10 protein-coding genes are annotated in these 13,017 nt (G+C 67.6%); 5 read left to right on the forward strand and 5 right to left on the reverse strand.

Going from position 1 to position 13,017, the window contains the following annotated elements; all coding sequences use genetic code 11:
* Positions 1-5 precede the first annotated feature (5 nt).
* From dnaJ to lepA, 5 genes are all read right to left on the reverse strand, one after another.
* Positions 6-1,115: a molecular chaperone DnaJ gene (dnaJ, locus tag ACIPV2_RS06720; protein ID WP_400839562.1), complete on the reverse strand. Its 1,110-nt coding sequence runs from the start codon at positions 1,113-1,115 to the stop codon at positions 6-8.
* 43 nt (positions 1,116-1,158) lie between these two features.
* The gene (hrcA, locus tag ACIPV2_RS06725; RefSeq protein ID WP_400839564.1) at positions 1,159-2,193 is read right to left on the reverse strand and encodes a heat-inducible transcriptional repressor HrcA; all 1,035 of its coding nucleotides are present in this window, start codon (positions 2,191-2,193) and stop codon (positions 1,159-1,161) included.
* A gap of 93 nt (positions 2,194-2,286) precedes the next feature.
* The gene (gene hemW, locus ACIPV2_RS06730; RefSeq protein WP_400839566.1) at positions 2,287-3,534 is read right to left on the reverse strand and encodes a radical SAM family heme chaperone HemW; all 1,248 of its coding nucleotides are present in this window, start codon (positions 3,532-3,534) and stop codon (positions 2,287-2,289) included.
* A gap of 33 nt (positions 3,535-3,567) precedes the next feature.
* Positions 3,568-4,218 (reverse strand): DUF1990 family protein, encoded by a 651-nt coding sequence (locus ACIPV2_RS06735; protein ID WP_101186772.1) that lies wholly within the window; start codon positions 4,216-4,218, stop codon positions 3,568-3,570.
* 60 nt (positions 4,219-4,278) lie between these two features.
* Positions 4,279-6,147: a translation elongation factor 4 gene (gene lepA, locus ACIPV2_RS06740; protein ID WP_400839568.1), complete on the reverse strand. Its 1,869-nt coding sequence runs from the start codon at positions 6,145-6,147 to the stop codon at positions 4,279-4,281.
* Positions 6,148-6,407: 260 nt separating this feature from the next.
* On the opposite strand from lepA, the gene ACIPV2_RS06745 reads away from it, so the two are divergent.
* The 5 genes from ACIPV2_RS06745 to ACIPV2_RS06765 all read left to right on the forward strand — a co-directional run bounded on the left by ACIPV2_RS06745 (position 6,408) and on the right by ACIPV2_RS06765 (position 12,900).
* Positions 6,408-7,391, forward strand: coding sequence for an ABC transporter permease (locus ACIPV2_RS06745; protein ID WP_101186774.1), 984 nt, complete (start codon positions 6,408-6,410; stop codon positions 7,389-7,391).
* 1 nt (position 7,392) lies between these two features.
* Positions 7,393-8,325, forward strand: coding sequence for an ABC transporter permease (locus ACIPV2_RS06750; protein ID WP_400839571.1), 933 nt, complete (start codon positions 7,393-7,395; stop codon positions 8,323-8,325).
* Positions 8,322-10,259 carry a dipeptide ABC transporter ATP-binding protein gene (locus ACIPV2_RS06755; RefSeq protein ID WP_400839573.1) on the forward strand — a complete coding sequence of 646 codons (1,938 nt, stop codon included), beginning with the start codon at positions 8,322-8,324 and terminating at the stop codon, positions 10,257-10,259. The genes ACIPV2_RS06750 and ACIPV2_RS06755 overlap by 4 nt, the downstream gene beginning before the upstream one ends.
* A gap of 144 nt (positions 10,260-10,403) precedes the next feature.
* Positions 10,404-12,110, forward strand: a complete 1,707-nt coding sequence (locus ACIPV2_RS06760; protein ID WP_400839574.1) for an ABC transporter family substrate-binding protein — start codon at positions 10,404-10,406, stop codon at positions 12,108-12,110.
* A 67-nt stretch (positions 12,111-12,177) separates the two neighbouring features.
* A complete protein-coding gene (locus ACIPV2_RS06765; protein WP_400839576.1) occupies positions 12,178-12,900 on the forward strand; it encodes an alpha/beta fold hydrolase in 723 nt (240 codons plus the stop codon).
* Positions 12,901-13,017: the final 117 nt, after the last annotated feature.

Here is a 13,017-nt window from a genome sequence, read left to right on the forward strand (position 1 = left end):
GGGGGTCAGTGGCTGCGGAAGCGGTCGCGCAGCTTCGAGAAGAGCCCCTGCTGGAACTGCGCGAGTCTGGGACCCGGGGCCTTCGCCTTCTTCGCGAAGTCCTCGATGAGCTTGCGCTGCGCCCCGTCGAGCTTGGTCGGAGTGACCACCTGCACGCCCACGCGCAGGTCGCCGCGCTGGGATCCGCGCAGGGGCGTGATGCCCCGGCCGCCGATAGTGAGCACGTCGCCGGACTGCACGCCCGCGCGCAGCTCGAGGTCGACCGTGCCGTCCAGGCCCTCGATGGTCGTGGTGGTGCCGAGGATGGCATCCGTCATCGCCACCTCGAGAGTCGCCAGCAGATCGTCGCCGTCCCGGCTGAAGACCGGATGCGGCGCGACCGCGACCTCCACGTACAGGTCGCCGTTCGGGCCGCCCGCGCGGCCGACCTCTCCCGAGCCGGGCAGCTGCAGGCGAAGTCCGGTCTCGACGCCGGCGGGGATGTCGAGGGCGACCGTGCGGCGGGACCGCACGCGGCCCTGGCCGGCGCACGACCCGCACGGGTTGGGGATGACGGTGCCGTAGCCCTCGCAGGTGCCGCACGGCTGCGAGGTGACGACGTTGCCCAGCAGGCTTCGCACCTGGCGCTGCACGTGGCCGCTGCCGCCGCAGACATCGCAGGTGACGGGAGACGTGCCGGGTTGGCAGCAGCTGCCGTGGCAGGTCTCGCACAGCACCGCGGTGTCGACCTCGATGTCCCTGTGCACGCCGAACACGACGTCGCCGAGCTCGAGGTCGAGGCGCACCAGGGCATCCTGACCCCGCTCGCGGCGCGACCGCGGACGCGCCGAACGGGCGCCCCCTGCCGCGCCGAAGAACGTCTCGAAGATGTCGCCGAACCCGCCGAAGCCGCCGCCGAAGCCGCCGTTCTGGTCGCCGCCCATGTCGTAGCGGCGCCGGGAGTCCTCGTCGCTGAGCACGTCGTATGCGTGCGTGACGAGCTTGAACTTCTCAGCCGCGTCGTCCCCCGGGTTCACGTCCGGGTGCAGCTGCCTCGCGAGCTTGCGGTATGCCTTCTTGATCTCATCCTGGGAGGCGTCCTTCGACACCCCGAGGACCTCGTAGTGATCCGCCACGGTCACCTTTCTTCGTGTGCGTTCGTGTGTGTGGCCGCCCGCATCAGCGGGCCGCCTCGTCTTCTTCGAGCATCCGCGACAGGTAGCGGGCCACGGCCCGCGCCGCGGCGAGGTTGCTCGGGTAGTCCATGCGGGTCGGCCCCATCACGCCGACGCGCGCCGTGCCGCCGGGGGCGGCGTAGTTGCTGGCGACGATCGATGCCTCGCCGAGCCCGAACGGGGCGTTCTCGGTGCCGATGCTCGTGGCGAGACCGTGCTCGTCGGTCACCATCTCGCTCATCAGCCGCAGCAGGGTCACCTGCTCCTCGATCGCCTCGAGCAGAGGATGGATGCTGCCGCGGAAGTCCTGCTCACGCCGCGCGAGCGTGGCCGCACCCGCCATCACCAGCCGCTCCTGCCGGAACTCCGCCAGCTCCTCGGCGATCACCGCGGCCAGTGCCGCCAGCGCCGGCTGCAGGCGGGACCCGGCCTGCGGGTCGATTGCCGATGCGATGCGCTCGGACGCCTCTCCGACCGCCCGGCCGGTGATGAGCGCGGCGAGCTGAGCGCGCAGCACCGCCAGGTCGGCGTCGTCGATGTCGATGGGCAGCGGCGAGATGCGCTGCGACACGCCGCCGGCGTCGGTGACCAGCACGACCAGCATCCGATTCGGGGCCAGCGCGACGAGCTCGACGTGGGTGATGCTCGCGCGCGCGAACGACGGGTACTGGGCGAGGGCGACCTGGCCGGTGAGCTGGGTGAGCACCCGCACCGTGCGCGCCATGAGGTCGTCGAGGTCGCTGGGTGCGGCGAGGAACGATTCGATCGCCGTGCGCTGCGGCACGGAGAGCGGCCGAACCTGGGCGAGGTGGTTGACGAAGACTCGGTATCCCTTGTCGGTGGGCACGCGCCCCGACGAGGTGTGCGGCGCGGTGATGAGCTCTTCGTCCTCGAGCTGCGCCATGTCGTTGCGGATCGTCGCCGCGGAGACGCCGAACGCGTGGCGCTCGACGATCGACCTGCTGCCGACGGGCTCGTGCGTCGCGACATAGTCCTGCACGATCGCGCGGAGGACCTCAAGGCCTCGTTGTGTGACCATCATCCCTCCCGCTGGCACTCGAACGTTCCGAGTGCCAATCCTACCCGTTCGAACCTGGCCGTCGGCTCGCCGGCGCTGTGCGGGTCGCGCCCGCTAACCGGTGAGTGCGCGCACCACGGCATCCGCCAGCAGCCGGCCCCGCAGGGTGAGCCGCACCCGACGCTGTCGCAGAGCCGCAGCCGGATCGACGAGTCCGTCCGAGATCAGCTCAGCCACCCGGTCCCGGCGACCCTCGGCGATGTCGTCGATCGGCAGCCCCTCGGCGAGACGGCTCTGCAGCAGCACGCGCTCGAGCGTGCGCGCCTCGAGATCCGGCCGCTCGCGGCCGGCGGCGGGTGATTCGCCGAGGGCGAGCCGCTGCGCGTACGCAGCCGGATGCTTGACGTTCCACCACCGCAGACCTGCGACGTGGCTGTGCGCTCCGGGTCCGAAGCCCCACCAGTCCGACCCGCGCCAGTACGCCATGTTGTGGCGCGAGCGGTGGTCCCTTGACGCCTGGGTTCCTGAGCCTGTCGAAGGACGCGCCCAGTTGCTCACCTCGTACCACTGGAAACCCGCGGCGCCGAGCCGCTGATCGGCGGCCTCGTACATGTCGGCCTGCAGGTCGTCGTCGGGAGCCGGCACCTCCCCGCGCCGGATCTGCCTGGCGAGCTTGGTGCCGTCCTCGATGATCAGGGCGTATGCCGAGATGTGATCGGGGTCCAGGGCGAGAGCCGCGTCGAGGGACTGCTCCCAGTCAGCCAGCGTCTCCCCCGGTGCGCCGTAGATGAGGTCGACGCTCACATCGAGGCCGGCGTCGCGCGCGGCGTCGACGGCCGTGCGGACGTTCTCGGGCAGGTGCGTGCGGTCGAGAGCGGCCAGCACATGCGGCACGGCCGACTGCATCCCGATGGAGAGGCGGGTGACCCCGGCATCCACCAGAGTCCGCACCACCTCGGGTGTCACCGTGTCGGGGTTGGCCTCGACGGTCACCTCCGCGCCGTCGCGGATGCCGAACGTCGATGTCGCCGCGGCGAGCATCCGTGCCAGGTCGCCGGCGGGCAGCAGAGTGGGCGTGCCGCCGCCGAAGAAGACCGTGTCGAGCGGGCGGATGCCGCCGGCTTCGCCGAGCACCGCGCCCGCAAGCGCGATCTCGCGGATCAGCGTGTCGGCGTACTCGTCCTGCTTCGCCCCGCGCAGCTCGGTCGCCGTGTAGGTGTTGAAGTCGCAGTAGCCGCAGCGCACTCGGCAGAACGGCACGTGCAGGTACGCCGAGAACGGCATTGAGCGGTCGACCGGGAGGTCATTCGGAAGCCGGCCATCGGCCGGCGCTGGATCCCCCAGCGGAAGAGGCCCGGCCATCAGAGTGCCCGTGCCATCAGAGTGCGTGCGCCATCAGATCGGGGTCGCGTACAGCGGCGAGATCGCGCGCAGGTAGAGGGCGAACAGCTCGCGCCGGCGACGACGCACCATGCCGGGAAGGCGGTACAGCACGGCCACCGGGGCGTCGAACGCCCGCACCGTGAACCACACCTCGTCGGTGTCCTCGCGCCATTCGATGTCGAACGACTCCTCGCCGCTGACCACCGAGCCGCCGACGGTGCCGAGCACGAAGCCGATGCGACGGCGCTCCTCGGTCACTGAGATCACGCGCAGCTCGGCATCCGCCTTCATCCCCTTGACGCGGCCGTGCAGCCTGAGGGTCATGCCCGGCGCGACGAAGGGCGTCCCGTCGGCGGCGAACCGCTGCTCGACCTGCGTGCGGTTCGGGGCGATCGGCGCGCCCTCGGCATCGAAGCTGACGCCGGTGTACGCCGAGCCTGCGGCGGGGCGCACATCGCGCAGCTCGAGGCCGGCGGCGCGCTGCGCGGTCCACGACAGCAGCGATTCGCCGGCGGTGCGGAAACGGTCCTCACCGCTGCCCAGACGCCAGGATGCCTCAGCAGGAATGCTGCGTTCCGGCGGGTACTGCATGAGGTCGGGTGCGTGGGTCGCACCCACCGCGGCATAGTCCACCGTGCCTTCTCGGAAAGTCCCCCGACGCATGATCTCCAGCCTAAGCGACCTGTCTGAACAGTCTCCGAACGACACCGCGTCCCGAGCGACCTACTTCTTGTCCTTGGTCTCGACATCGCCCGACAGTGCCGCGATGAAGGCCTCCTGCGGCACCTCGACGCGACCGACCATCTTCATGCGCTTCTTGCCCTCCTTCTGCTTCTCGAGCAGCTTGCGCTTGCGGCTGATGTCACCGCCGTAGCACTTGGCGAGCACGTCCTTGCGAAGGGCGCGGATGGTCTCGCGCGCGATGATGCGCGCGCCGATGGCCGCCTGGATGGGGACCTCGAAGTTCTGCCGAGGGATGAGCTTTCGGAGGCGCTCAGCCATCATCGTCCCGTAGGCGTAGGCCTTCTCACGGTGCACGATCGCGCTGAACGCGTCGACCTTGTCGCCCTGCAGCAGAACGTCGACCTTGACCAGATCGCCCTCCTGCTGCCCGTCGGGCTCGTAGTCCAGGCTCGCGTAGCCCTGCGTCTTGGACTTCAGCTGGTCGAAGAAGTCGAACACGATCTCGCCGAGCGGCATGCGGTAGCGCAGCTCGACGCGCTCCTCGGAGAAGTACTCCATGCCCAGCAGCGTGCCTCGACGCGACTGGCAGAGCTCCATCACCGTGCCGACGTAGTCCTTGGGCAGCAGGATCGCGGTCTTCACCATGGGCTCGGACACCGACGCGACGCGCCCGTCCGGGTACTCGCTCGGATTGGTGACGATGACCTTCTCGCCGGTGTCGGTGTCGACCTCGTAGATCACGCTCGGCGCGGTGGTGATGAGGTCGAGTCCGAACTCGCGTGACAGGCGCTCGGTGATGATCTCGAGGTGCAGCAGCCCGAGGAACCCGCAGCGGAACCCGAAGCCGAGCGCGACGGACGTCTCGGGCTCGTACTGCAGCGACGCGTCCGACAGCTTCAGCTTGTCGAGCGCCTCACGCAGCTCGGCGTAGTCGCTGCCGTCGATCGGGTAGATGCCCGAGAAGACCATCGGCTTCGGGTCGGTGTATCCGGCGAGGGCCTCGGTCGCGGCTCCCCGAGCCGTCGTGATGGTGTCGCCCACCTTCGACTGGCGCACATCCTTCACGCCGGTGATCAGATAGCCCACCTCACCCACACCGAGCCCACTCGAGGGAACCGGCTCAGGGCTGGAGACGCCGATCTCGAGGAGGTCGTGGGTCGCCTTGGTCGACATCATCTGGATGCGCTCGCGCGGGTTCAGCTTGCCGTCGACCATGCGCACGTAGGTCACGACGCCGCGATACGAGTCGTACACCGAGTCGAAGATCATGGCGCGTGCCGGGGCATCCGGGTCGCCGACCGGGGCGGGGATCTCCTGCACGATGCGGTCGAGGAGGTCCTCGACGCCGACGCCGGTCTTGCCCGAGACGCGCAGCACGTCTTCGGGCCTGCCGCCGATCAGGTCGGCGAGCTCCTTGGCGAACTTCTCTGGATCGGCGGCCGGCAGGTCGATCTTGTTCAGCACGGGGATGATGTGCAGGTCGTTCTCGAGGGCCAGGTACAGGTTCGCGAGGGTCTGCGCCTCGATGCCCTGCGCCGCATCGACCAGCAGGATCGCTCCCTCGCACGCAGCCAGGGAACGGGACACCTCGTAGGTGAAGTCCACGTGTCCCGGCGTGTCGATCATGTTGAGCGCGAAGACCTCTTCGCTGGGTCCCTGACCCTGTCGAAGGGCCCAGGGCATCCGCACCGCCTGGCTCTTGATCGTGATCCCGCGCTCACGCTCGATGTCCATGCGGTCGAGGTACTGGGCGCGCATGTCGCGATCCGCCACCGAGCCCGTGACCTGCAGCATGCGGTCGGCCAGGGTCGACTTGCCGTGATCGATGTGGGCGATGATGCAGAAGTTGCGGATCTGCGTGGCGGGCGTCGCCGCAGGCGACAGCGGGGTGAGAGCGCGGGGTGACATGTGGTCCTTGGTGCGTCCGAGAGGGTTCAGGCAAGTCTACGTTCAGCCCGGCTCAATCCCCATTCGAGTGCACCGGTGATAGTCTCGCGAAGTTGCCCGGGGCGACCCAGTGAGACTGAGTTCCGCCGGCTATATGACTCCGTCACAGCCCTCCTGCACGTGTCGGCGTAGGCTTGAAGAGGAATGACGCAGAACGTCATCCCGACTCAGCGTCGCGTCGGAGATCCCGGGCAGGCTGTAGAAGAGAAAGACCCTCCACCTTGATCAAGTATCTCGTGCGCCGGACCCTCGGCTGGCTGCTCATGATCGTGGTCGCGACGAATGTCACCTACCTCCTTGCCTGGTCATTCCTCGATCCGCGAAGCAACTACGTCGGCCGCAAGCCGCCCCTCAGCTCAGAGCAGATTGAGAATCTGCTCCGCCCGCGCAATCTGGATGCGAGCGTTCCGCTGATCGAACGGTGGTGGACCTGGTTCACGGGAATCCTGCTGCGCTGGGACTGGGGCGTGAGCCCGACGGGTGGATCGGTGAACGAGCAGGTCGGGTTCCGCATGTGGGTCAGCGCCGAGCTGGTTCTCGGCGCCACGATCATCGCCACTCTCCTCGGCATCTGGATCGGCGTCTACACCGCATCCCGCCAGTACAAACTGGGCGACCGGATCTGGCAGGGCATCTCGATCATCACCATGAACGTGAACATCATCGTCGCGGGCCTCGCGGTGGTGATCCTCGCGATCAACTTCAACAACTGGGTGGGCACCCGCGTCTTCTACGTGACAGGGTCCTCCTCAGAAGGGGTGACCGGGTTCTTCCCGGTGATCATCGACGCGCTGCAGCACCTGATCCTGCCCACGATCGCGCTGGTGATCATCGGCTACGCGCAGTATCACTTCCTGCAGCGCACGCTGCTGCTCGACAACATCTCCGCCGACTATGTCCGCACGGCGCGGGCGAAGGGCCTCACCAAGCAGCAGGCCATTCGCCGGCACGCGCTGCGCACCTCGCTCATCCCCGTGGCGACGCAGGTCGCGTTCTCCATTCCGGCGATCTTCACCGGCGCGATTCTGACCGAGACGATCTTCGCCTGGCAGGGCATGGGTCGCTACTTCCTGACCACCATCAACGGAAACGACGTGCACGGCGTGGTGGCCGTCGCCGCTTTCGGCGCCGTGCTGACAGCCATCGGCGCGCTGCTCGCGGACATCGCCGTCGTGGTCCTCGACCCCCGAGTGAGGGTGAGCTGACATGAGCACCGAAATGATCGATCCCGAAGTTCAGCCGCCCGTCGGCCCTGACACGACGGCCGAGCGCATCCCCGCGAAGCAGCTGAGCAAGTGGACGCTGTACACGCGGCGCTTCATGCGCAACAAGCCGGCCGTGGTCGGCGTGATCATCTTCATCCTGATGGTGATCTACTCGATCGTCGTGCCGCTCACGTCGCCGTACGCGATCGACGATCAGGATTTCCTGAACCTCAGCACCGGCCCCTCGGCGGAGCACTGGTTCGGAACCACCACCGGCGGCAACGACACCTGGACGCTTACCGCGGTGGGCCTGCAGCGCTCCCTGATGATCGCCGTCACGGTCTCCGTCGGCGTGACCGCACTCTCCGCCATCGTCGGCACTGCGGCTGCGTACTTCCGCGGTCGCATCGAGCAGTTCACCCTGCTTCTCATCCACTTCCTCATGGTGGTGCCGACCTTCCTGATCCTGGCTCTCATCTCCAACAGCGCGGGCGGCGACTGGCGCGTGATCTCGCTGGCGATGATCTTCGTGAGCTGGTTCTTCCCCGCTCGAGTCATCTGGACGCTGGCTCTGTCGCTGCGCGAGCGCGAGTACATCGACGCTGCCCGCTACATGGGTGTCCCCGGCATGCGCATCGTGCTCCGCCACCTCATCCCGAACATCGGTTCGCTCCTGGTGATCAACTTCACCCTCGGCGTCGTGGGCGCGGTCATGACCGAGACGGGTCTGTCGTTCATCGGCTTCGGCGTGAAGCTGCCTGACGTCTCGCTCGGTTCCTTGATCGGCACCGGCGCGGCGAGCGTCACCAGCGCCCCGTGGCTGTTCTACTTCCCGGCGCTCGCCCTGACGCTTCTCACCGTGTCCATGGCGCTCGTCGCCGACGGCCTGCGCGACGCCCTCGATCCCACCTCGGCGGCAGGAGGCCGCGCATGAGCACCCCCACCTCGAAGACCGTTCTCTCCGTCCGCGACCTCAAGGTCAGCTTCGCCTCCGAGGCCGGCCGTGTGGACGCCGTCCGCGGCGTCTCCTTCGACCTCGAGGCGGGCAAGACGCTCGGCATCGTGGGCGAGTCCGGGTCGGGCAAGTCCGTCACCTCCCTCGCGATCATGGGCCTGTTGGACGAGAACGCGAAGATCACCGGCTCGATCCAGTTCGAGGGCCAGGAGCTGCTCGGCAAGAGCGACAAGCAGATGTCGATGATCCGCGGCAACGGCATGGCGATGGTCTTCCAGGACCCGCTCACCTCGCTCACCCCCGTCTTCACCGTCGGCGACCAGCTGATCGAGGCGCTGACCGTGCACCGCGGGCTCTCCAAGCAGGAGGCGTGGAACCGGTCGCTCGAGCTGCTCACCGTTGTCGGCATCAGCAACCCGGAACGACGGATGAAGTCGTTCCCGCATGAGTTCTCGGGCGGCATGCGCCAGCGGGTCGTGATCGCCATCGCCATGGCGAACAACCCGCGCCTGATCATCTGCGACGAGCCGACCACGGCTCTGGATGTGACCATCCAGGCTCAGATCCTGGACCTGATCGAGAAGGCACAGGACGAGACCGGCGCCGCGGTGATCATGATCACTCACGACATGGGCGTGGTCGCGCGCACGGCCGACGACGTCATGGTGATGTACGCGGGCAAGCCCGTCGAGCATGCCGGCGCGCATGAGCTGTTCCACAACACCCGGATGCCCTACTCCATCGGCCTGCTCGGTGCCATCCCTCGCGTCGACAAGGCGGTCAAGGAACCGCTGATCCCGATCAAGGGCAACCCGCCGCTGCTGATCGATCTGCCGGATGCCTGCCCGTTCGCATCCCGCTGCCCGATCGCCGTCGAGGCCTGCCTGACGCGTGAGCCCGACCTCGCCCCGGTGCACGGCGATCCGTCGCACCTCGCCGCGTGCATCCGCGCCGAGCAGATCGACTCGGATGGGCTCATCGGCGGGCTGCCGGTGTACCCGCCGCCCGTCATCCCCGAGAGCGAGCTGACGCGCAGGCCGCGTGAAGAGCGTCCGGTGACGCTCGAGGTGCGCAACATGGTCAAGACCTTCCCCCTGCTCAAGGGCGCGCTGTTCAAGCGCAAGGTGGGCGAGGTGCAGGCCGTGAAGGGCATCAGCTTCGACGTGCGTGAGGGCGAGACCATGGCCATCGTCGGCGAGTCCGGCTCCGGCAAGACCACCACGCTGCTGCAGATCATGGACTTCGAGAAGCAGGCGGAAGGCGACATCGTCATCGCCGGCACCAGCGTCAACGAGCTGCACGACCGGAAGGTCGAGCGCCGGCTGCGACGCGACATCCAGATCGTGTTCCAGGACCCGATGGGTGCCCTGGACCCCCGGATGACCGTTTCAGACATCATCGCGGAGCCGTTGCGTGCCATCGGCACTTCCAAGGAGGAGACGCAGGCACGCGTCCAGGAGCTGATGGATCTGGTAGGCCTGAACCCCGCGCACCGTGATCGCTTCCCCGGTGCCTTCTCGGGCGGGCAGCGTCAGCGCATCGGCATCGCCCGTGCCCTCTCGACGAACCCGAAGATCGTCGTGCTCGACGAGCCGGTCTCGGCGCTGGACGTGTCGATACAGGCAGGTGTGATCAACCTCCTCGAGGAACTCAAGGTCAAACTCGGTCTGTCATACCTGTTCGTCGCGCACGACCTGTCCGTCGTGCGCCACATCGCCGACCGCGTGGCCGTGATGTACCTCGGCGAGTTCGTCGAGCACGGCGACGTGGACGAGGTGTTCGACAACCCGAGGCATCCGTACACGCAGGCGCTGCTGTCGGCGATCCCCGTGCCGGACCCCGACGTCGAGCGCACCCGTCAGCGCGTGGTCTTCGACGCCGAGACCATGAGCACCCGGCCGGCGACGGTCTGATCCACCGATGTCGTCCGCTCCAGCGCGGCACCCGTCGGGTCACTCTCCGATAACGGTTAGTCGAGATTCACTCGCGGCCGCGTCGCCCTCCTGCAGGGCGAACTAGTCTCCCCTTATGACACGCCGAAAGGCGAAAGGAGCACCATGAAGCAGCACAAGCTGATGGGAGCGCTGGCACTGACCGGCGCTTTCGCACTCGCTCTCAGCGGGTGCGCAGCCGACTCCGGTAACAGCGGAGACGGAAGCGGCAACGGCGGCGACAAGGCCACCACCAACTTCGCGGACTACAACCCGCAGCCTCGCGAGAACCTCAAGGAAGGCGGCGTCGCCAACTTCCCGATCAACGAGGTCCCCGAGCAGCTGAACCAGTTCAACGGCGACGGCAGCGCTGACACCGCCCGCATCGCAGCCTGGTACATGCCGCAGCTCATCCTGTTCAAGGACGACGGCACCCCGTATAAGAACGACGCGTACCTCGACGAGTGGAAGACGGAGGTGAAGGACGGCAACACCGTCATCACCTTCACCTTCAACAAGGACGCGCACTGGAACGACGGCACCGACATGGACTGGACCGCCATCGACGCCACGTGGAAGGCGAACCGCTCCGACGAGGACGGCTTCGTGCCCAACGCGACCAGCGGCTACAAGGAGGTCAAGTCCGTCGAGATGGGCGACACCGCCAAGACCGCGGTCGTCACCTACGACGGCGAGTACCCCTGGATCGCCAAGGGCTTCACCATCCTGCTGCACCCGGCGATCAACACGCCTGACCTGTTCAACACGGCGTTCATCGACAACCCGCACGCCGAGTGGGGCGCCGGCCCGTTCACGATCGACAGCTTCGACGCGAACACCGACTTCGTCTCCTTCAAGCCGAACCCCGAGTGGTGGGGCGACAAGCCGCTGCTCGAGAAGGTGACGTTCCAGGGCATGGACGCCCAGGCCTCGATCAACGCCTTCAAGAACGGCCAGATCGACCAGGTGGGCGTGAACAGCAAGGACCGTCTCGCTCAGGTGTCGGACATGAAGGACATCACGATCCACCGCGCCACGCAGACGGCCAACACCCTCCTCGAGGTCGACGCCGAGAAGCCGCAGTTCGCGGACGTGGAGGTCCGTGAGGCCTTCTTCAAGGCCGTGAACATCGAGCAGCAGAAGCAGATCGCGTGGAACGGCCTGGACTACGAAGAGGCCGATGCCGGCTCCTTCGTGATGTACCCGTTCCAGCCGGGCTACAGCAACTCGCTCGAGAAGGCGGGCTGGAAGCACGACCCGAAGGCAGCCAACAAGCTCCTCGATGACGCCGGATGGGAGAAGGGCTCTGACGGCATCCGCGAGAAGGACGGCGTGAAGCTCTCGGTCACCTACCCGATCTTCAGCGACGACCCGACCCAGGCGGCTCTCGCGCAGTCGCTGCAGAAGTCCGAGAAGGAGATCGGCATCGACGTCAAGATCGATGTGCGCCCCTCCAACAAGTTCGCTGAGGACTACAACGGCAAGAACTGGGACATCGCGAGCCTGCGCTTCACCTCGTCCGACCCTTACGGCGTCGGAGACTTCTTCCAGATCTACGGTGCTGACCAGGGTCTGAACCTGTCTGGTGTCTGGAGCGACGAGACCGACGAGAAGATCCACGAGGTCGAGAAGATCAAGGACGGCGACGACCAGATCGCTGCCGCGATGAAGCTCGAGCCCGAGCTGCTGAAGGGCTGGGGCCTGATCCCGCTCTACAACGGCCCGACCATCTCGGCCGTCAAGACCGGTCTCGCCAACCTCACCCCCGAGCCCTATGTCGGCCTGGACGGCTTCGGCATCCAGCCCGTCGAGAACGTCGGCTGGGAGAAGTAAGCACTGCACGGTATGGGCGGGGCCGGTGGTTGATCCACCGGCCCCGCTTTCTTCATATCCTGGAGAGGTGACCGTCCACGTCGTCCTCGTCCACGGCATCCGCACGTCCGCGACGATGTGGCGCTCGCAGCTGGCGTGGCTCGCCGAGAACGGCATCCCGGCCACGGCGGTCGACCTTCCCGCGCACGGCACGCGAATGGATGAGGACTTCACCCTGCACGAGGCGCTGCACACGATCGATGCTGCGGTGCGCGCCGCCGCAGCCGACGGGCCCGTGCTGCTCGTGGGTCACTCGATGGGCGGGCTGCTCTCGCTCGCCTACGCCGGCGGCGAGCAGACGCCGCCGGTCGCGGGTGTCGTCGCCGTCTCCTGCACTGCTCTCCCCCGCGGGACGGCGCTGCGGGCCTACCGTGTGCTGGCCGGAGCGATGAATACGCTGCCGGGCCGCGGGCAGTGGCTCACCGATCGGGTGCTGGCTGCGACCCTCCCGATCGACACCCGCGGCGACTTCGCCGCGGGCGGGTACGCGTTCGACGCGCAGGATGCCGCGCTGAGCAGTCTCGCCGCCCTCGATCTGGAGGCCGCGCTGGCGCGCATACGCATGCCGCTGTGGTTCGTGAACGGACAGTTCGATCAGCTGCGCGTGAACGAGGCGCTGTTCCAGCGGCTGGCACCGCACGCGGAGCTGATCGTCGTGCCCCGCGCCTCGCACCTGGTGACGGCCATGCGCCCGCCGGTGTTCAACGCGGTGCTGCGGCTGGCGCTGGCGACGCTGGATGCCGGAAGCTGAGGGCACCCTCGATCAGGCGCGCCACTGACCGGTTCAGCACCTGCCCCTCGCTGCTGGTAGTATTGGTTCTTGGCTTGCGTGTGGGTTCGTCCCTCACGACCGCTGTGCGGCGTCCCT

The organism is Microbacterium sp. NPDC089987 (assembly GCF_044748505.1).
Taxonomy (GTDB): Bacteria; Actinomycetota; Actinomycetes; order Actinomycetales; family Microbacteriaceae; genus Microbacterium.

What these genes read in the sequence shown, in the direction of transcription:
- hrcA (WP_400839564.1), bottom strand. Translation starts at nt 2,193, where the DNA reads ATGGTCACACAACGAGGCCTTGAGGTCCTCCGCGCGATCGTGCAGGAC.
- hemW (WP_400839566.1), bottom strand. Translation starts at nt 3,534, where the DNA reads ATGGCCGGGCCTCTTCCGCTGGGGGATCCAGCGCCGGCCGATGGCCGG.
- ACIPV2_RS06735 (WP_101186772.1), bottom strand. Translation starts at nt 4,218, where the DNA reads ATGCGTCGGGGGACTTTCCGAGAAGGCACGGTGGACTATGCCGCGGTG.
- lepA (WP_400839568.1), bottom strand. Translation starts at nt 6,147, where the DNA reads ATGTCACCCCGCGCTCTCACCCCGCTGTCGCCTGCGGCGACGCCCGCC.
- ACIPV2_RS06750 (WP_400839571.1), top strand. Translation starts at nt 7,393, where the DNA reads ATGAGCACCGAAATGATCGATCCCGAAGTTCAGCCGCCCGTCGGCCCT.
- ACIPV2_RS06755 (WP_400839573.1), top strand. Translation starts at nt 8,322, where the DNA reads ATGAGCACCCCCACCTCGAAGACCGTTCTCTCCGTCCGCGACCTCAAG.
- ACIPV2_RS06760 (WP_400839574.1), top strand. Translation starts at nt 10,404, where the DNA reads ATGAAGCAGCACAAGCTGATGGGAGCGCTGGCACTGACCGGCGCTTTC.